This window comes from Spirochaetales bacterium (assembly GCA_016930085.1).
Taxonomy (GTDB): Bacteria; Spirochaetota; Spirochaetia; order SZUA-6; family JAFGRV01; genus JAFGHO01.
Genome location: JAFGHO010000125.1, coordinates 14,772 through 35,748 on the forward strand (window position 1 = coordinate 14,772; position 20,977 = coordinate 35,748).

15 protein-coding genes are annotated in these 20,977 nt (G+C 48.7%); 8 read left to right on the plus strand and 7 right to left on the minus strand.

Features of this window, described 5'->3' with window-relative positions; all coding sequences use genetic code 11:
* Window positions 1–11 precede the first annotated feature (11 nt).
* From JW881_20930 to JW881_20940, 3 genes are read right to left on the minus strand one after another with little or no spacing between them, the layout of a single operon-like run.
* Entirely contained in the window at window positions 12–2,255 is a 2,244-nt protein-coding gene (locus JW881_20930) for a VCBS repeat-containing protein (protein ID MBN1699987.1), read from the minus strand.
* 43 nt (window positions 2,256–2,298) lie between these two features.
* On the minus strand, window positions 2,299–4,212 hold the full coding sequence (locus JW881_20935; protein ID MBN1699988.1) for a hypothetical protein: 1,914 nt from the start codon (window positions 4,210–4,212) through the stop codon (window positions 2,299–2,301).
* 17 nt (window positions 4,213–4,229) lie between these two features.
* Window positions 4,230–5,162: a trypsin-like peptidase domain-containing protein gene (locus tag JW881_20940; GenBank protein ID MBN1699989.1), complete on the minus strand. Its 933-nt coding sequence runs from the start codon at window positions 5,160–5,162 to the stop codon at window positions 4,230–4,232.
* A 161-nt stretch (window positions 5,163–5,323) separates the two neighbouring features.
* On the opposite strand from JW881_20940, the gene JW881_20945 reads away from it, so the two are divergent.
* Both JW881_20945 and JW881_20950 read left to right on the plus strand, forming a co-directional pair.
* A complete protein-coding gene (locus JW881_20945) occupies window positions 5,324–6,097 on the plus strand; it encodes a metallophosphoesterase (GenBank protein MBN1699990.1) in 774 nt (257 codons plus the stop codon).
* A gap of 145 nt (window positions 6,098–6,242) precedes the next feature.
* Window positions 6,243–7,832 (plus strand): hypothetical protein, encoded by a 1,590-nt coding sequence (locus JW881_20950; protein ID MBN1699991.1) that lies wholly within the window; start codon window positions 6,243–6,245, stop codon window positions 7,830–7,832.
* Between the two features lie 232 nt (window positions 7,833–8,064).
* Here JW881_20950 and JW881_20955 read toward each other — a convergent pair whose 3' ends face one another.
* Complete coding sequence (locus JW881_20955) at window positions 8,065–8,406, minus strand: hypothetical protein (protein MBN1699992.1); 342 nt, start codon at window positions 8,404–8,406, stop codon at window positions 8,065–8,067.
* Between the two features lie 205 nt (window positions 8,407–8,611).
* On the opposite strand from JW881_20955, the gene JW881_20960 reads away from it, so the two are divergent.
* On the plus strand, window positions 8,612–9,127 hold the full coding sequence (locus JW881_20960; GenBank protein ID MBN1699993.1) for a hypothetical protein: 516 nt from the start codon (window positions 8,612–8,614) through the stop codon (window positions 9,125–9,127).
* Window positions 9,128–9,236: 109 nt separating this feature from the next.
* Here JW881_20960 and JW881_20965 read toward each other — a convergent pair whose 3' ends face one another.
* The gene (locus JW881_20965) at window positions 9,237–9,779 is read right to left on the minus strand and encodes a hypothetical protein (protein MBN1699994.1); all 543 of its coding nucleotides are present in this window, start codon (window positions 9,777–9,779) and stop codon (window positions 9,237–9,239) included.
* Between the two features lie 936 nt (window positions 9,780–10,715).
* On the opposite strand from JW881_20965, the gene JW881_20970 reads away from it, so the two are divergent.
* Window positions 10,716–11,219 (plus strand): GNAT family N-acetyltransferase, encoded by a 504-nt coding sequence (locus tag JW881_20970; GenBank protein ID MBN1699995.1) that lies wholly within the window; start codon window positions 10,716–10,718, stop codon window positions 11,217–11,219.
* 180 nt (window positions 11,220–11,399) lie between these two features.
* Here JW881_20970 and JW881_20975 read toward each other — a convergent pair whose 3' ends face one another.
* The gene (locus tag JW881_20975) at window positions 11,400–13,217 is read right to left on the minus strand and encodes a DUF362 domain-containing protein (protein MBN1699996.1); all 1,818 of its coding nucleotides are present in this window, start codon (window positions 13,215–13,217) and stop codon (window positions 11,400–11,402) included.
* A gap of 458 nt (window positions 13,218–13,675) precedes the next feature.
* On the opposite strand from JW881_20975, the gene JW881_20980 reads away from it, so the two are divergent.
* From JW881_20980 to JW881_20995, 4 genes are all read left to right on the plus strand, one after another.
* Window positions 13,676–16,129, plus strand: a complete 2,454-nt coding sequence (locus tag JW881_20980; protein MBN1699997.1) for a cellulase family glycosylhydrolase — start codon at window positions 13,676–13,678, stop codon at window positions 16,127–16,129.
* 133 nt (window positions 16,130–16,262) lie between these two features.
* Window positions 16,263–16,817 (plus strand): SiaB family protein kinase, encoded by a 555-nt coding sequence (locus JW881_20985; GenBank protein ID MBN1699998.1) that lies wholly within the window; start codon window positions 16,263–16,265, stop codon window positions 16,815–16,817.
* Window positions 16,818–16,828: 11 nt separating this feature from the next.
* Entirely contained in the window at window positions 16,829–17,221 is a 393-nt protein-coding gene (locus tag JW881_20990) for a DUF1987 domain-containing protein (protein ID MBN1699999.1), read from the plus strand.
* Window positions 17,218–18,891 carry a response regulator gene (locus JW881_20995; GenBank protein MBN1700000.1) on the plus strand — a complete coding sequence of 558 codons (1,674 nt, stop codon included), beginning with the start codon at window positions 17,218–17,220 and terminating at the stop codon, window positions 18,889–18,891. The genes JW881_20990 and JW881_20995 overlap by 4 nt, the downstream gene beginning before the upstream one ends.
* Before the next feature lie 338 nt (window positions 18,892–19,229).
* Here the strand turns inward: JW881_20995 and uxaC are convergent, their stop codons facing one another.
* Window positions 19,230–20,630, minus strand: coding sequence for a glucuronate isomerase (uxaC, locus tag JW881_21000; GenBank protein ID MBN1700001.1), 1,401 nt, complete (start codon window positions 20,628–20,630; stop codon window positions 19,230–19,232).
* Between the last annotated feature and the right edge of the window lie 347 nt (window positions 20,631–20,977).

Genomic DNA, 20,977 nt, shown 5'->3' on the forward strand with positions numbered 1-20,977 from the left:
TGCCTTTTTTTCTATTCTCCGTAATAAACGATCAGTTTATCATGAACCAGAACAACGAGATCCGCGATCCGGTCGCCGTCGATATCTCCGGAAGCGCAGCCGTGAGGTTCAAAGCCGCTCCCGAGTGAGGATTCGATCATGGAGGAAACCTGGTATATTTCAAAACCGAGCCGCTTTTCAAGCGTTTCGCCTGTCTTCTCCACAATCTCAAGCGCCCTGTTTTTCCTATCAAGAAGTCCGATCATTTTTCTTTCTTTTCTGCCGGACTTATCGATATTACCGACCCTGAGTGACGAAAAAAACCAGAGAAAGGGATTTTCCGCCTGACTGCCGTATTCGGCCTTCAGGACGGGAATTGTGCTCTTTGCCCGGTCATGGAGAAGGTGCATGCCGTTCCTGTCGACAAAAAGAAGTCCTTTCCCGGATGTCCCGTTTGCCGCCGTAAAGCCATAAAGATCGTCGATATCGCCATTGACGTGCAGCATAAGGGGTTTCCCGTTCATCGAGTCGTCCGGGAACCAGAAAAGGGTTTGCGAACTCCGGTCGAAGAACAGGTAGCCGTCCTTTCCGTTTTTCCCGGGATAACGGCAGACGGAAACAAGATGCGCAGTTTCGACTGAGGGATTGAACTGGCAGGTGATGGTATAACCGCTTCCATTCCACCGATATTCCCGCGCGATACGGTCTTCGCAAATGATGAGTTTGCAGACGGACTGTTCATACATGGGAAGGATTTGAGCGGGGGTCGTCTTTTTGGAAAGGTTTTTGAGTTCCGAGGATTCGATGTGCTTCAGGGTATCACCGTTAAAATGGTACACCTCCGGTGAATTGTAGGGAATAAAGAAAACGATACCGGTCGTTCCCGCATCGACTTTATAAAAAAGCATATCCGACGGGGTTCCGGAAAGGGTGACCGTCGAGTCCGTTCTCGTCCTGATACTCCCGTCCGTTCGCCAGCTGAGTTCGGAAAGGGTAAACTCTCGTGTTCGTTTTCCCTTAAAAAGACAATAAACGCTTTCCCCGTATGAAGTAACTGCGGTGGGGGTGTCCGGTAATTCCAGTATCTGCGGGAACCCGATTATTTTCCTTTTAAAATGACAGGCCAGTTTATCTTCCGATCCCGAATAACAGACGATATTGCCGTCTTCGTCAAGCAGCAGCTTTTCCACCCCGGAAAGCGAATCGACGATAAACGGTTCCTCCTTGAATCCCTTTTCCATCCCATAATAAATGTGAAGCTGGCTGTATTCCGGGATCGACACAATCATATCTTTTTTTGAATCTTCATTGATATCGGCAAGCATCCATGAGTTTTCACCGGCCAGACGGCCATGGAACGGAAGGGTCTCCGGTAGTAATTCCTCCCGGTCGAAGAAATCGGCAGCCGGTACATCCGAAAGCCGATAAAGCCTGAATACCCTGTTGTTTTTTAAAATAATACCGATATCGTGATGCCCTCCCTTATCCGAATCGATTGCATCGATATAATATGCGCTGCCTATATCGAGGGGTATTTCCCATCCGAATGTTCCGTTTTTGGTTCCGGGCCGGATTTTCACGGGCAATTCGGTATTGCTGAACGAAAGAAGAAGATCTGCATACGCATCGCCGGTGAACTCACCGGTCCGCATAAAGGTACATGTACTGTCCGAAAAAGGAATCAATATCCTCTTTTTAAAGGAATCCTTTTCTTCATTCCAGAGAATTTCGATATTGTTCCTCCTGGCGAGTATGATTTCCGGTTTCGAATCGTTATTCAGGTCCCTCACTTCACATCCGATAAAATCGATATCACGGCCGAGATATGGCTTGACCGGGGGCCCGAAGCTTCCGTCTTTATCCTGATAGAGAATCAACAATCCGAACGGCTTCCCGATGTTGATAATATCGATCAGGTTATCGTTATCGAGATCGGTGCAGACCATCTTCTTTACAATCTGGTCCACGACAAAACCCCTGTTGATAAAACTTTCTTCGACGGTTTTCTGAACCTCCGAGACCGCAACACCCTTTTTTCGTATCAACAATTCGATCCTCGATATACCGTTATCGGCAAAGACGATATCATCGACACCATCCCCGTTCATATCAACGATAGTAAGCTGGTCCGTGTTCGCATGAAACGTATAGACTTCCCTGCAGGAAAAACCGAAATCCCGGACCACGTCCGAGGCGTAGCCGGATGTTACCGTGTAAAAAATTAGGAGAAAAAAGAAAAACACCGTGTTTTTACATACCCGGTTTCGCTGGTCCATGTGTCTACCTCCCGTATTTTTCACGCCGCTTTTTGATCGTCCATTACATCGTTTCGTCATACATCGTTATCAAAAGTTTATACGTGTCGTGTTCCCGCGTGATGGAAAACACCAGCCGGTTTAGGAACCGTGAAAAATAATCGGTCGCAGGTAATTGATCCTTGTCGAAATAAAAGTCATTTCTTTCAGCCTCGTTCACAAGAAATTCACGGTATTCTTCATCGACATCTTCCATGTTTTCCATAAGTTTACGGTACATATCCGACATCTGTTTTTGACTCTCAATATACGAAATCAGGGCGTCGATAACGGATTTGATGTAAATATTGCAATCGATAACCCCGTAGGAGATAAGATTGTTTCCCGGTGTTTCCGAAAGCATTTTCAAATACAAATCGGTATCATAATATGAAATATCGGCCGTTGTGGCCATATATGTTCCCGCGTTCTTCACCTGAATGGTATTTTTAATGCAATCAATGTCCCCGAAATATATATTGCCGTCGATGATGCCGAGAGCGAATATCTGTTTCTGTCCGGCCGCCGTCTTCTCCTCGTCATTCTGAGTGAAATCCAGGATGTAGAGGGTATGTCCGATAAAATCTTCAATCCGTATCGTATCCTTCATGGTTTTTCGCAGCAAGGATTGTTCGGAAAATATCGTATCGACCGTGCGGCTCATTGTCTGCGGATCGTCGAGTTCCCAGGCTAAAACGGATTTCTGAATTCCGTCCTCTTCAATACCGTACGAAGAGACCGTCATCCCGAGCGGCTCGATTAAATCGGCATAAATCTCGACGCCGAGCATGGTCTCGGCCATCGTCAACCCCGAAGTTAATTGCATATACTCTTCATTCCCGAACGATTCGAAGAACAGCAGCAACTCGTACCAGAAATCATCCGCATTCAATAGCATCTCCTGGTAGGAGTATGCGGCCGACGGAACGAACGAGAGACGGCGTTCATCCTTGACAAGCTCGCCATTGAAAAGACTGAAAATCCCCCTTCCGTCTTCGGGAGCTCCAATCAGATTCCCTTCCACTATAATCGCGTTCGTCTCCGGTATCAGCCTGAAGGATATCTCCTCAATCGAATCGAACCCCAAAAAAGCGAATAAGGATTCTACATTCGCTTTATTGACGTCATTTTCCTGTGATTCTGAGGGTATCTGCTGCATCCGATCCAATGAACGGTACACATTTTCAAAGGTTGCCCGTGTGATGGTAATATCCATACAGGGAATCCCCTCCGGTTCTATCGCGCGGGCGAAAGAGATCGAGGAGATGACGGCTTCGACCCAGAAACGGTCATTCGATTCGAACATTGTATTTCCGCAATGCGCGTAGTATATGGCATTCGGTACCGGTTCCCCGTCTTTTTCCCGGTAATACACCTCCGTCCCTTCATACAGATAGTGAGTGAACCGTTCGTCATTCTGCTTATTGCGAATCAACGCTTCTTCCAGACTGATATACGTTTGAAAATCTTCCGGCGTCATCCGGAGCAGGATAAAATTCTTTTCCGTTGCGGTCATTCCTTCGCCGGAAGCGACACCGATAAGGACTTCCCCTTTGAAAAGGAGAAATTGTTGAAGGAGCATCTTGCCTGTTTCCCCGATGCGACTCCCGTCGCCGATATATGTCCGGTAAAAGCTTTTCGTGACATATGAAAGAAGCTGCGTATCGTCGAGAAACCGCTGAAACTCATCCCCGTTGTACAGTCTTCCCAAAGGTGAATCCGCCAATGCTTCAAGCAGCAGTCCCATATCAATGACGGAAACCACCATGGTAACATCTTCAGGCAGGAGTTCGTGACGGTAATAGGAATCCCTTCCCTGAAGGCGAATGTTCGTCTTCACGGCCGGACTATTATCAGGTATACTTTTACAATTCGAAAGCATAACAATAACGACAAAAAGAACAGCCATAACGTGTTTGAGGGTCATGGATCGTTTCATATTCATCTCCTCAAAAATTATTTGTTTCCGGGCTTTCGCGGTGCGGGCGGGTAATAGACACCGGTTTCGGAATTGCTTTCATTATAGGCATAGGCATCGAGGTTATCGAGGAGAAACATGCAGTCGCGGGCCGGAATGGCGAAGTTCAGTCCTTCCATACCGTAAACCCCCATACAGACAACACCGACGACCTGGCCTTTCATATTGAAGAGGGGGCCGCCCGAGTTTCCCGGATTGACGGGCGCGTCGATTTGTATGAACAATTTCCCGCCGAAATTCCTGCCCGAGTGACTGACGACACCCTCGGTAACGGTTCTTTCCAGACCAAGCGGGTTCCCGATGACGAATACCTTTTCTCCGACGACAGGCTTGTCTTCGGCAAAGAAAAAGACGGGAACGATATCCGCCTTTAACGTTTCCTCTATTTTAAGAACGGCGAGGTCGTGAAAAGGATCGAGTGAGATAATCCTTACATCATTATATGTCTGCTGATTCATTTCCCGCTTTTTACGTATGTATTGAACCACTGAAATGTGCCGCTCATTTTGAATAACATGGAAATTGGTGATCAAATAGCCCTCTTTGTTGATGAAAAACCCGGAGCCCAGCTGTCCCGGCGTTTTTATCATCAGCACAGAAGGGGAAAACCGGTTCACCGCTTCGACGGTGGTAAGCGTTTCCGATATGCCGGTGTGATAGATATGTGAGTTTTCTTCATCCCGGCTGATGTTACCGTCGTTTTTCCTGATATCGAAAATATAGTCCCGCGGGATCTTGAGAATATCGAACCCGATATCGACGACAACATAATTGTCGTTCTTCATGACGACCGCAGCCTCGATCCTGATGCCGCCTTTAAGCACGATTATCTCCGCGGATATGCCTGCCGGATCAAGCAACAGGAAAAGGAGCATAAACACGGCCGTATAAATAAGCTTTCCGTTTCTCATTCCATAACTAAATATAACGATTTTATTTCCGATTTTCCATATTTTCATCATATGCCGGAAAAAAAGTCATTCCGTACGCGGAATCACTCTTTTTCTTTATTGACAGTTTTCAGTCATTTTCCTATTCTCATAACACGACCCATGTACGCAGGAACACGGCATTGAAAAAATCATTCATCATTCTTTCTCTTTTCTTCTTTTTTTTGTGTTCATGCCTCTTTGGAGAGGCCCCGGATCATTTCCGGTTTGTCATACTGGGGGACAGGACCGGAGGCCGCATCGACCCCATCTATGAGTGTATCGTGGAAAATTCTCTCGCCCATAATGCCGATTTCTATATAACGGTCGGGGATCAAATCGACGGCGGGGTATCCCGGACCGATTCGATTCATAAACAGTGGGACGGCTATCTATCCATTATCGAACCCGTTCCCGTCCCCGTTTTTCTCGTCCCGGGCAATCATGACATCTGGAGCCCGCTTTCGGAAACCATCTGGTACCAAAAAACCGGAAGAAATCCGAACTACAGTTTCACTCATCGCCATGTCCATTTCACGGTCCTGGATACAAGCAGGTGGGAAAGCGGCGAAACCCTTCCGGAAACCACGATCACATGGTTGAAAGAGGATCTGGCGAAAAACAAAACCGCGCCGCTTACCATCGTCTTTTACCACAAACCCTTCTGGTATACCACCCTGCGTTTTGAAAAGAAGGACATGCTGCATGACATATGCAGGGAATACGGCGTCGATGCGGTTTTTAACGGTCACCTTCATATCTATCACGCCGCCGAGTATGACGGCATCCGGTACACGATCGTCGGATCGTCCGGGGGGTCGCTGAAAGAATACGGTTCTTCCCGCGACAACTTCTTTCATTACGCCGTGGTCGATATCGAAGGAAACGAAATCAAGGTGACGATCATACCAATTTAATATGATTGCCTGTTCCGTTCTTCTCTGCTGAAAAAGTTGACATTTTTACGGTATTGTGATATGCTAAAGCCAATCATATCACTATCTCCCATACTGATCAAAAAACCGGTTTATTCATGGGTTGGCATTATATAAGGAGGGAAAAATGAAAAAGAGAATTTTATACGCATTCTGTGTCATTGTTGTTATTCTCACAGGATGTCCTTCACCTTCACCGACACCGGAAATCGTCGTGTCCGATGAAACGGTTATCGTCGAGGATAACGATATAGAAGAGGCAATAGAATCGATAATACCGACAGGGGGGGAGGTTTCACAAGGGTGCTCGATCACGATCCCGTCCTCTTCGCCTCTTGCACAAAACCTTTCAGTCGGGAATGTCCTCGGCTGCGGTATCACCGATAAAACACCATACGGACTGCTCCAGAAAATCGAATCGATAGAAGACAATGGCGATACGACAATTGTCCGGACCAGGCCGGCGGCACTGAACGAGGCATTCGAGGAATTACACGTCGATACGCCGATACAAATCGATGAATCCACCGTAAGCCAATCGGTACCCCTCGTCAAGGGGGTGACCTGTTCGCGCGGAAGCGGCATTCCGGGTTCGCGGGCCGGTGTCAGCTTTTCTTACGACTTTCTCGATGTCGTTCTTGCAGAATACGGCGGGGCTAAAATAAGGGCGAACGGAAATATATCCGTCGGTATTTCCGCCCGGTTTATCTGCGATATAAGCTGGTTTCATATTGACAGAATCGGTTTCCGCGTGGATTTCGATGAGGAGGCGAGACTCGAGATATCGGCTGAATATGAGGCTGCTATCGATATTGAGATACCGGTCTACACCCAGACCTTTAATGCGATCGTCATCATGGCGGGGTACGTTCCCATCGTCATTATTCCGACATTGACAATCATGGTGGGCTTAGACGGTGAAATTTCGGCAAGCGTCACGGCGGGTGTGGTCCAGTACAGCCATTTCGACAGTTCCGTCGTCTACACCTCGTCTGAGGGACGGTGGTCGACCGAACAAAACAATAATTCGGGGTTTACTCCGATCATGCCTCGGGCCGATTTCAGCTGTTCCGTAAAGGCATATGCGGGACCTTACCTCGATATCATGCTGTACGGAATCGTGGGGCCGTATGTGTGCGCGAGGGGGTACCTCGCCCTCGACGTATTACTCAACACCGACCCCCCCCCGATCCCGTGGCTTACCCTCGATGCGGGCGTGGAAATCGCGGTGGGCGTCAACATTACCCCCATCGCCGACGCCTTGAGCTGGCTCGGGATCGCGATCGACGGGCGCTACGAATACAGCCTTCCCCTCTATGAGGTACGAATTCTCGAATTGCCGGCGGTCGACCTCACGCCGGTAAACCTCGAAGCCATCTCATCGACCTACCTCTTTGTTTATGAGACACCTATTGAAATGATGGTTAGTATCCGTAATGAATCCGACTTCGATTTACCTGAACCGTGCACGGTACGGTGGGAAATCTACAGTCCGGGCTCCTCCGTCCCCACATATACCTATACACAGTCGCTCCCCTCTCTTGCCGCCAGGACCACAAGCGGGCCGCTCTTCTGGTCATGGACACCCCACCTGGGTATCGATACGGCACATAACAGAATCGTGGTCACGGTCGATCCCGACAACGCGATAAACGAACTCAATGAGGACAATAATGAGGCGATACTCGATATTACGATCGAAGCGTCACCGGTATGACCGTTGAAGCAGTATAATATATGCGGGCCGGGAAGGGCTGAAACGGAATCCGTCATACACTTGAAATACCGTCAACCCTGTTCCCGTTTCATTTTTTCAAGCCGCCCGAACGCCGCATAGAGTATCATTATTGCATGTTCGCATAATTTATCTGCTATTCTATAACAGCATGGTAATATTCGCAAAAAAAAACAGGTAAATTATTCCTGCCGCTTATTGATTCGGCGACATATCAGTCTATTTCCATGACAATCGTGGCGCATCCCCACGTATCGTAAGAACCGGCAAAGCCGCCGTCATAATAATGGTAGCCGTAGCGCTCGTGGGTAACATCATAATATTTGTTCCCCAAACCGGGTACCTCAAAGTAATACGTTCCATCGAGCCCGGTATAGGTGACATACGAAATTCCAAAATATTTATCGGGATCGTTATAAACATTCAATGACACTTTGACGGCCTGCAGGGGAATATCAAAGGGATATTCGATCACGGTTCCACACACGCACTCATCGTCAAAACCGCACGAAACGAACAGGCAAAGCAGAAGCAGTACCAGGGCTATATGTTTCATTCCTTCCTCCTGTTTTAATGTACTTTCTTCTTTTCTACAAAATAATATAGCACTCGTGGGTCAAAAAACAAAACCGGCTTGACTTTGACGCACACAACAGCCTATCATTTTTTTCAGGGCCGATATGGTATGAAAAAATAACCTGTCCAAAACAAATGACGACTTGCCGGTACGGAAAATACCATATATATAAAGGAGTAACGATATGAATAAAGGTTTTTTGCTTATCGGTTTTCTTATCGCATCGGCGTATGTCCATGCCGATTGTACCGAATCGCTTCTGACAAAAGACATCCTCCCGTATTTCAAGGCGGTCGAAGGCATCCTCAACGATGAAGCGGTCCGTGATCTTGAGGTGATGAACGATTTCTTCGTCATCCGCGAGGAATGGTACGAAAGCAGCCTCACAAAAGGCCAGTGGTACGGGAAGACCCTCGATATCTGGTTTTGCATGGGAAAGGAACGGGAGATCGTCCGGCTGGATGAGACGGAGAAGAGGATTTATTACACGGCCGGCAGGTACGACTGGCCCGGCGATTACGGGGCGGAAAGAGATATCACGATCATCTATAAAATCTTCTTTAAAATCAAGGGTGACCGGATCGTCTTTATGATCAGAAACGATTGCTGGTATTATACGGTCGTGGGAACGTTAAGAAAAGATACGGCGGGGAAATTCAGGATGTATGACCTCAGTGAGAAAGCCTTTCCGCATGACTAGAGATATGGCGGTATCCATAATTAAAATCGACGTATCATGGAAAATTATTCTGTTTGTCCCGGCCGGGATGTAGATATGGGAAGCGTGGTAAGGGTGGTATATGTGTTTTTCAGAGACGAAGTATCCAAAAAGGTAAATAATGACTCGTATACATGGAAATTGATCCATTTCGACCTGGTAGATGTTGAATTATCATAGACAATTGTCGTAAATTCCTCTGAAGGGACTGCCGTAAGCTATTCTCCTCACTACTCCATTGCTTAAATCTTTTCTCAAATTCTTCAATCACTTTATTTCCGTATTTCTCAACCATCGCAAAAAACAACTCCAACAACCCCCTCAAAAGCTGCGCGATACTATAACAATTTAAGTCCGCATGCAGCAGCTTTATCTTACGATACACATCTTCAGGAAAATACACATGTACATGTTCCCTGATTTCATCGCGATCAAGTGATACCGGTCGATATCGACTCATTCTTTGTTTTCCCCATTGATGCTCCTTTACAATCAAAGGATCAATAATAGATATAATTCCGACAATGACCCTGGACAACGATATTCTTGTACGGAACAAATGGAGATTTCTCAACTTTTCTTTCATTGTATCCGTAATAATAAAATGGAATTCATGCGGATCTGATTGTATCATACACCACTCCTTGGTTAATTATTCTCACACATTATATAACGCTCAAAAAGTGCGTACGGCATTGATTTTTTTCATAAAAAAATAAAAGTCATACAAACTTATAATCATCGAGAATTATCCAAGTAATTGAATATATAAGGTAGAAAATACATTGATAACCATCAAACTTGAATTCCCGTAATAATATATATATGCTAAAGATGAAATATACGATTTACCGATGGCATTTCGTGCTTTATTTTAATCTTTTTATATGTAGGAGATCATATTCCGGATGAACCAAACTAAAAACAGAAACCGGGACACCAATGGCTAAGGAGTCTATCGGTATCTTTATAAAAAACGGTCTCCTGCATGATCGCTACCGGATCGTGAAAAGCGTCGGCACCCCCCTTAAAAACATCATCTTCACGCCGAAGAGACATTCTCGTTTCTCGGTTCCACGCCGCGGTTTTAGTTAAAAAATGATATCCGTCAAATCAACACGATCCATCAAAAGAAAATAGAAATCGAGGATTCCGAATAGGATACGTATGTCAATGATTTCATCAAGGACATAAAATAACAACATCGTGATCTGTATGACAAAGATTTCGACCAGGATGTTTATACACCGATAACAGCGGGGAAAAGCCATAAAAGTCATATTCGAAACGTAGACATGGAGAACGACGTGCGATAAAGATAAACCGTATACCGTCAGCTTTACAGAAAGGAGATAATATGAACGCTGACATCGACTATTTTCGGGAACCGATAATTCTCTATATACGGCACGAGAATTACAGAAAAGGCTTCACGGTTCGCCAATACTGCCGATCATGCACCGGTTTGCGGATAAAAGAATAGCCGATTGTGAGAATTCGGATTAACATACCGGGATTTTTGTTGTATAATATCATTACCGTGAGTGTAATCATCGAAACAGAGCGCCTTATGATTCGTGAACTGGCGTCCGACGACGTCAATGAACTGTCGGAAGTGCTTTCCGATCCCCGCTTGATGATATATTATCCCCGGCCCTTCACCCGCGATGAAATAATACAATGGATCGACCGTAATATCGGGAGTTATAAACGATACAACTACGGACTTTGGGCGGTTATATTGAAAGAAAACGAGGACTTTCTGGGCGACTGCGGCATTACAATACAGGAAATAGAAGGCAGGCTGTTACCTGAAATCGGGTACCATATTAAAAGGGCGTATTGTGGAAAAGGGTACGCAACGGAAGCGGCGGCGGCATGTATCGATTATGCGTTTCACCGTCTTAACATCGACACTCTCTATATGTTCACCAAACTAGACAATATTCCTTCGATACGGGTAGGTGAAAAAATCGGCATGAAATTCGTAAAAAAATTTAATAAAAAGGTTATGGGGGTTGTTGTTCGGGAAGTACTCTATCGCATCAACAAGGAAAAAAGGCACGACACATGAACAAAGCTATTTCCATAAACACATCGAATGTAAACAAACGACTCCCAAAGGAGAAACGTTCTCCGGAAACCATTTGTTTATATCAATTAGTCCGATAAATTACCGGTACGGTAACCTTTGTTGATCCGCAGGAACCGTGCCGGGATTTCCATCATTACCGTTCACTGTATCGGCTTCGTATCAGCAGAACTGGTAAATCAATCCCACCGAATATTGCGCGATCAAAAGTGCGTCGACGATATTGATCTGTCCGTCGCAGTTGGTGTCCGCCCTGCTCTGATCGAAGTTCTGCGGATTAGCGCCCACGTAGAACTGCGCCGTAAGCAGCGCATCGACGATAGAGACTGAACCGTCGTTATTGACATCACCCAGAGCGCCTGCCGGCGGGTTCGTCCCGAAGGGTGGGTCCGTCATGAACGGGGGATTGGTCACGGTCGGCGGGTTTGTCACGACAGGGGGACTGGTCACGGTCGGCGGAGAAGTCGGTGAACCGCCCGAAGTCGCGAGAAGCTCGATCCCGTTTCCCGTCCCGAGGTTTCGCGAGTACTGCTTCGATTGCGGGTTGTTCCAATGCTCGTGAACACCCAGGCTTTGCAGAGACGATCCGTCGTTTTCAGGATCGTAGAAGGTTCCGGAGGGGGGGTTGTCAGCCTGCGCCGCTTCATGGAGATAATTATCGGCATTATCCCAGAGCGTCCATTCGCCATTGAGAAAATCCAGTGCGACCGAATCGATCGCCACGCCGTCCTGGGACATGAATATACTGGAAGGCCAGTCATTGTTGAAGGGAGCCATACTCCACCGTGTCGGGTTTCCGCTGATCTGTGGAGCGCCCCAGAGACCGTCGATAATAAAAAGAAGCGTTTTGCCACCGATTTCCCGATGCCCCAGAAGATCGACGAGACAGTTGTACGTTCCCATCCCGTTTCTATGGTCATTGATCGCCGTATGGATGTCACGACAGTTCTGGATCGATCCAAAGTGGTTTTTACCACATAAAGTGACCGCCGTTTCGCTTTCATGTTTTTTCAGCAGTGCGAGATTGATCAGGTATTCGGCGTCCCACAGGCACCGGGCGACGCGACGCGTCTGGGCATTCGATGAGGAGATACCCGAATAGGTGATGCCATTGTCCACCCACTGGACGGTCCCCACGGAACCCCAACCCATGGTCGCCTCAAACCGGACATTCGGATAGGCCTGCGACACGCAGGTGTACACATAATTTCCTATCGTGCCCACACCGCCGTCATAAACGACGATATTGTTTGCAGGCACCCCGGCATGCGAAACAAGTGATTCGACGACAGCCAGCACTGTTTCCGCCGTCGCGTCGATCGCGCTTCCCATTTTGTTCTGGGAGGATGTGTTGACCGTGTTTATTTTGATCGCGATCGTCTCGCCGCTGCTGTAGCCGGATGCCCCCCGGCCGTGATTCTGGTTAAAATACCGGAAAATCGCGTCCCACGCGCTCGATGCGTCCGATTCTCCGGCCAGGGTCATGACCGCGTCGGAGATCATCCGGTTTACCGCCTGCTGATTGGTATTACCCGACTGGTACCAGGAACCCGAAGGCGTGTCCGCCGTCGCGTCGGGATTGTGCGCCCATGCGACACGTCCCGGATTGATTCCCTTTGCCGTTCCGACGGGTGAATTGGCGGGATCGGCCGGATTCCAGTCCGCATAGACCACAGGCTGCTCGGCGATGATCGTGTTGACCAGAGACGAGGTAAAAAGTCCCGCTCCGATGCAAAGTACCATATAGAAAAGCGCAGTCTTGACGCTCATCTTCTTTGTAAAGGCCTTGATTTTCTTGAAAAGGGTAAAAGAACCGAGAATTCCGGCAAGAAACGATATAAAACTCACACCGATGCCTGCCGCGATCCGCTGGCAGGGATATGCGGCCCGGCTTGGTTTTGGAACCGTTCGTATAAGGAACCAGACGATGGCGAGAATACCTATGACCGGAAGAAAAAACAGATGCTTTTTTTCCGACATCTTTACCGCGATGATTTTCCCGGATTTCTTACATATTCGAAAATATTTTTTCATTATGTGCAGTATTGATCGATACATTTTTTACCTCTTTCTTTAATGTATTTTCTTTTCGTTGCCCTATACTATCATAAACACGAACTCAATGCAAGCTTACGGTTATCCCGAGGATATTCACGCACTTTTATCACAAACTATTTGATGTTATTTTACAATAAGTGTTTTTTGCTAAAAAAACATAGAATATTCCCCCTACATGAGTTCTTCATATGTATCGCCCGTTCATTCAATGTCCGGACGCCTTATCACCGGTATTGGTGATAATTGTTCACCTGTATTGGTAATAGCTTTACCGTTTATTTCGTATTACGTTTTGTCTGTACCACGGGAACAGCCATGCGGTATTACGGACTATATACGAACCGTATGGTACATCCTGAATAAAATATAGGAGGTATACTATGAAAGGTTATACAAAAAGCATGTTCTGTATGGTATTTATCATGATTTGTACGTTACTTTCCGCACAATCATGGCATATCGAGTACAAAACGCCGGATACCCATACACAGGAACAATGGATAAAGGCGTACTTTAAAATCTACAATGATTCGGGAACAACCGTCTCCTTATCCGATCTTACGATACGCTACTGGTACACGCCCGACGGTACGGCCGGGGATGTGTTCGGCTGCTGGTGGGCTCAGGCCGGGTCCGCGAATGTTACTGGTTCGTTCCAGGATATAACACCCCCCTTAACGGGCGCTGGCCGTTATTGTGAAATCGGATTTACGGCAGAAGCGGGAACGCTTTCAAGCGGTACCGATTCCGGTGAAATCCAGTGTGCCTGGCACGGGGCGGACTGGCGTACGTACGACGAGACGGACGATTACTCCCAGGACCACACACTCACCGCTTATACGACGTGGGACAGGGTGTGTCTCTATCTCGGCGGCGAGTCTGTCTGGGGTACGGAACCCGGTTCGGGACAGGATCCGACACCTGAAGTGACGCCGGAAACAACCACGACCACGACTCCGGAGAATACACCGACCCTTACGACTCCCGTGGATCCGACGCCGACCGAAACAGCGACACCGACGCCCTCCCCGACCCCGGAAGCGACCCCCGAACAGACCTCCGTCCCCGGAACGGGCACCGGGATCCTCCTCGAAGCCGAGGATTACACCGGATATTCCGATTCAACGGGCGGCAATGAAGGGAACACCTACCGGACAGACGACGTCGATATCGAACCGTGCGCCGAAGGCGGCTACAATGTCGGCTGGATCACTGACGGGGAATGGCTTCAGTACGATCTGGCTGTCGATGCTTCGGATATCTTTATCGTCTACGTCCGTGTGGCGAGTCCGCTTGGAAAAACCGACGGTTTTTACATCGAACTCGACGGTACCGACGTCACCGGACCGGTTGAAATTCCCAACACCGGCGCGTGGCAAAGCTGGCAGGACAGCGTTATCGGGGGTATTCCCATAAGCGCCGGAGTCCATACGCTTCGAATCGTGATGCACGGGGATTTCAACTTTAACTTTATCTATCTCGCTTCGGAAACCATGCCTCCCGGACCTACCGAACCGCCCGGGGCATTACCCACCTCCACCCCCCCGCCGGGTTATGTCAGTGCCGTCAGCCGATTCGGCAGCCTTCAGGTATCGGGAACACAACTTTCCGACCAGAACGGGAATCCGGTACGCCTCAAGGGAATGTGTTCCCACGGACTTCAGTGGTTCCCGTTCATGAAGGAACACACGATTCACAACCTCGTCTATGACTGGAATATCCAGGTCATCCGCCCGGCCATGTATATCGAAGACTATAAAAACGGGGATTACTGGGGCGGATACATCGCGCAGCCCGAATACATGAAAAACAAATTGATCGAGATGATCGACGACGCCCTTGACGCGGGTATCTATATCCTCATTGACTGGCACATTCATAACGATCCGACGAACTTTACATCGGAATCCCTTGCCTTTTTCGAGGAAATGGCGGCCGACTACGGATCGTATCCAAACATTATCTATGAAATCTGCAATGAACCGGAGAATGTCTCATGGTCCACGGTAAAATCGTACGCAACCGTCATCATCCCCGCCATCAGGGCGATCGATCCTGACAATATCATCATCGTCGGGACCCAGAACTGGTGCCAGGACCTCGACGTGGCAGCAGACGACCCCCTTACCGGGTACACGAACATCATGTACGCCCTCCACTTCTACGCAGGGACCCATTATCAGTCTATCAGGGACAAGGCCGATTACGCCCTCAACAGCGGACTGCCGGTCATCGTCTCCGAATGGGGGACAAGCGATTCGACCGGCGGTTCGAACGGCGTTACCTATTTCCCCGAATCCGATGTGTGGGTCGACTGGATGAACCAGAGGAACCTCACCTGGATCAACTGGAACTTCAGCAATAAATCCGAATCATCGGCGGCACTGAAAGCGGATGCGAATATCGGCGGCCCGTGGGACGATGCCGATCTTACCGCATCGGGGCTGTACATTAAAACCCTCATGCTTTCGGACGACCCCGAGCCGACCCCCACACCAACCACTCCGCCGGAACCAACTTCCACCACTCCGCCGGAACCAACTCCAACGTCACCGCCTGATCCGACCCCCACACCGCAGACGGGCGAAACCTGCACCCCGGGTTCTTCAATCACTCCGGATTTTGTCTACGATGGGACGGGCGACCATTGCTGGGAAGCGGCCTCGCTGGGGAATTATATCAATTCATGGAACCTCTCCGTTCTCGAAGTCAACGGGGTCGATCTGACCAACCAGTACGCAGGTGCGGAAAGTCTTCCGCCGAAAATCGACGGCAAGTACTATGTCCGCTACAAATGTTCAGTAAGCTGGGGTCATTTCGAAGCCAAAAATTAAGACAATTGTCGTACAAAGGCAGCCTGAACGGCTGCCTTTGTATACATAAAAACGACAGGTGTTTTAGCGCCTTTCAATACAGTGAAAAACACTTGCACCGTAAGTGTTTTTTAAGTAAAATCGGGAATGAATCATGATCAATGACCTCCATACATTCAAAGACGGAATACAAAAAAGCGGTATCATCTGCTGCTTTACCGGGCCGTTCACACAGGACCTGCTGATCGGGATCGGTGCGACAATCAAGAGAAAAATGGAACTCGAAGGCGAACACACGAGGATTATCCTCGATCTGTTCTCCGTGCTTGTCGAGGAAACACAGAACATCATCCATCACTCCGCGGAACGCACCCCCAACCTCCCCTCCTCACCGGAAAAACAGACACTCGCATGCGGTATCATCGTCGTCGGCAAAGAAAATCACCGCTATTATATCCAGGGCGGCAATTACATCGATAACGACAGGATAGCGGCGATCCGGGAGAAACTGGATGCCCTCGGCCATATGAGTAGAAAGGAACTGGATACCTATTATAAAAAACAGCGAAGGCAGAAATCCGTGAACAAAACCCAGAAGGCCGGTCTCGGTTTTATCGAAGTCGCCCGAAAGGTGAGTAAACCAATCGAATATACCTTCAAGAAAATAGACAACGCTCGTTCTTTTTTTTCATTTATCGCGACTATATAAAGGAAAGAAATATGGAAAATCTTGTTATCAAAGCAACAAAGTGTACGCCCCGTATCGTGTTCGACAGCGAACACGCATCTCTCGAGATCAGCGGTGTGTCGTATCCCGAAAACACCTCGGCGTTCTACACCCCCGTATTCGAATGGCTGAACACCTTTATGGCGACGCCAAAAATCGGAAAAGTGAATGTGCGGCTTGAAATAGAATATTTCAACAGCAGCTCATCCAAGATACTTCTCGATTTCTTCGATATCCTCGATGAGGCCGCGGGCGGGGGAAAGAAAATCACCGTTTACTGGGTGTATGACAGCCGTAACCAGCAGGCCCTTCAATACGGAATCGAGTTCAAGGAGGACATCAACCACCTCGATTTCCATATCACCTGCAAGGACGCAAACGAATGAAAGCTTCGGGCGCGCTTTTTTCCGGTGAAGAAGCCGTTATCCGCGAATGCACAGCGATATTGAAAGAAAAAAAAAGCGAAAAGACGATCCGGCGAGAAGCGTATGAGACCCTCTTCCGCCACTATGAAAAGCTTTATAAAAAAATGAAACGCCTCGTCAGTCTTTCCGACGGTCAGCAGGCGGCGTTACAGAAATCGAACGAAACCATCACCGCACAGCGTGAAAGCCTCAAACGGCTCGACAGGGAAAAGACCGATTTTTTCATCAACCTCGCCCATGAAATCAAGACCCCCCTCACACTGATAAAAAACTACCTCAACAAATACATTAGTGAAAAAGGACCGGACGGCGACCTCGATCTCGTCAGAAGGAACTTTGAAAAACTCATCCGCGATATCGTCAATGTAATGGATTTCGAGAAAGTCGAAGGGGGCGGTCCGCTCTACGATCACAGCCCGATTATCAACCTGAGTGACCTGGTGAACATGAAAACGGCATTGTTCATCGAACTCGCCCGTGGAAAAAACATTTCAATGACGGCCGATATCACGGAGGGCCTCTATGTTCAAATGGACCCGGCGGCGGCCGAGCGTATCATCAACAACCTTGTCGAAAACGCGATCAAATATACCGATCCGGGCGGCTCAATCCGTGTGTCGCTATGGGGAAAAGAAAACGACGTTCTTTTCGGGGTCAGGGACACCGGGACCGGTATTCCAAAGGATTGTCTTGATACGATTTTCAGGCCGTACTACCAGCTGTCCCACAGAAAGAGAAGTTCCCGGGGCATCGGTATGGGATTGAACATCGTCAAAAAAATAACGGAAGAAGCGGGCGGAGACATTACCGTACAAAGCAAGGAAGGAAAGGGCAGCGAGTTCGTCATCAGACTGCCCGGCCAGCCCCCCTCTCCCGATGCCGTGGAAACCGGACCGCTTGAACGCGATATCCACGCCCGTTTCCGAAAAAAACCGAAGGCCGCAACAGAATCGATCGTAAAGGGGAGGCGGACCCTCCTCATCGTCGAAGACAACGCGGACCTCCTTTCGTTCCTTGCCGAACGGCTGGGCGAAACTTATAACGTTTTCTGTGCGTCAAACGGCAGGGCGGCAATGGAGAAACTCTCCCGTATCGCCCGGCCGGATCTGATCCTTTCCGATATCATGATGGACGAAATGGACGGGTATGCATTGTATGAAGCGCTAAAAAGAAAACCCGCATTCAAAGCGGTCCCGTTCATTTTCATAACGGCCAGAACGTCGCAGCGGGAAAAAATAGAGGCGATCGCCCGCGGCGCGGTGGATTATATCAACAAACCCTTCGATATCGAGGAACTCGCTGCGAAAATCTCGGCGCTTATCGGTCTGGCAGAAGCAAAAAAGCACGAGAGCGAATCCGCAGTCGAAAAAAGGATCATCGACGCGATCCGTCACGGTAAAAACGAAGAGGACGAACGCTATCGCTTCGAGGAAAATTGCCGCAGGTTCGGCCTGACGGCGAGGGAGAAGGAAATCGCATTGCTTTTACTCGAAGGCAAAGAAGACAAGGAAGCGGCGTACGCCATGCATATCTCCTACAATACGGAACGGACCCACGTGAAGCACATCTATGAAAAATGCGGGGTCCAGAACAAGGTCGAACTGGTCAACCTTCTGAAAGGCAGGGGGTAATTGCCATGTCAATCATTTTTTAAAAACGACAATATCTGCCTTATTATTCTCACTGATATTATCAATACTATTATTTCCAGCAAAGGACTTATGTAGAGAAACATGTTGTTTTCCAGATAACCGGTTTTATTGTTTATCAAACTCTCGATAAGTACAACGATACCGGCTATTGCACCTATGTTGGCTAAAATGATACCGAGTAGTATAAAAATAACTCCGATTATTAATCCTTTACTCATTTTCGTCTGTTTGTATACCTTTTCTCCCGTCCCATTTCCTCTGTTGTGACACAGGAAAATGAAACAATCTTCGTCCCCCCGCAACCGCCGCGCACTCCCCTACACCCGGTAGGTCTCCTGCGAAAGCCCGTAACTCAGCGATTTTGCCATCCGCAGCGCGTCTTCGGTATCGATGATGTGGCGGGCGGCGAGCCCCGCGAGGTAGTTGCAGTCCACCCGCCGCGCCATGTCGTGCCGCGCCGGGATCGAGGGGAAGGCCCGCGTGTCGTCGATGAATCCGATGAGGTTGTACACCCCCGCGGTTTCGAGGACCCCTTCGCGCTGGCGTATCATGCCCCGGATGCTGTCGTGGAACCACCAGGCCGGCCCGAGTTTCATCGCGGGGTAATGTCCCGCGAGCGGCGCCAGTTCCCTCGAATAGGTCGACTCGTCGAGGGTGAAGACCACGAGGGTAAACTTCGGATTGTTGCCGTAGGTGTTGAGGATCTCACGCATGTTCCTCGTGAACTCGGTCGCGACCGGGATATCCGCTCCCTTGTCCGGTCCGAACTTTCTGAACAGCCCGAGGTTGTGGTTCCGGTAGGAGCCGGGGTGGATCTGCATGACGAGCCCGTCTTCCGTGCTCATCCGCGCCATTTCCATCATCATGTGCCCGGTAAACCTCCGTGCGTCTTCCGGGTCAGCTTCGCCGGACAGCGCCTTTTCGAAAACGGCCGCGGCCTCCGTTTCGGAAAGCATCCGGATATACGGCTCCTCGATCCCGTGATCGGTCGAGACCGCGCCCATCGATTTAAAAAAGGCCCGCCGCTGTTCGAGGGCTTCGATGAATCGCTTGAAGGAGGTGACGTCGATCCCGGTGATCCCGGAAAGCCGGCCGATATTCGTGCGCCATGCGGGATGAAGGAGATTTGTCACGTCATCAGGCCGGAAACAGGGGACGACCGTCCCCTTCCACCCGGATTCCCGTATCGCCGTGTGGTGTTCGAGGGTATCGGCTGCGCCGTCCGTCGTCGAAAGCACCTCGATCTTGAAACGCTCGAACAGCGCGCGCGGGAGATAGTCGGGCTGCGCGAGTTTTTCCGCGATCCGGTCGTAGATCCGCATCGCGTTCCGCCCTTCCGGCTTTTCCTCCACCCCGAAGACCTCCTCGAACTCCGTTTTCAGCCATATGCCGGTGGGGGTCCCGGCGAAAAGGTAAAAGTGCTCGCAGAAAAGCTTCCATATCTTTCGCGGATCGGTTTCATAGGGGGAGTTGTCGAGGGGTTTTATCCCGATGTTTTCGAGTCTGATGCCCTGTGAATAAAGCATGCGGAAGACGTAGTGGTCGGGGATGATGATGAGGTGCGCGGGATCGGGAAAGGATTCGTTCTTCGCAAAAAGCGCGGGGTCCACATGGCCGTGGGGGCAGATGAGGGGAAGGTTTTTCACCTCATCGTAGAGTTCGGCAGCGATCTTCCGTACCGAAGGATCGGGATCGAAAAAGCGTTCGGGGTGTATCATGGCGGGCTCCTTTATCGTTTATTGCACGCACAGCTTATACCGGTTCATTCGTTTGTTCAAGGACCCGGAGAGATACGGGTCGATGATGAATACAAGCAAACCTTCTGCATACTTATATAAGAAAATGGAATCTCTCACAGAGGTTATTCCATCTAATTCGTTATAATAAAAGATACTGACAAACTCATTACAATCGGAAATACTGACAATATAATTAATTGTCAGTATAATTTATTGATAATGTAATATTGGATCCTGCTGTTTTATATGTATTCAAATTTATTTTTCTGTGCGCTTCGTGAACTCTGTGAGAAATTTTCTTAATGTAAATCGTGAAAGAAATTTTA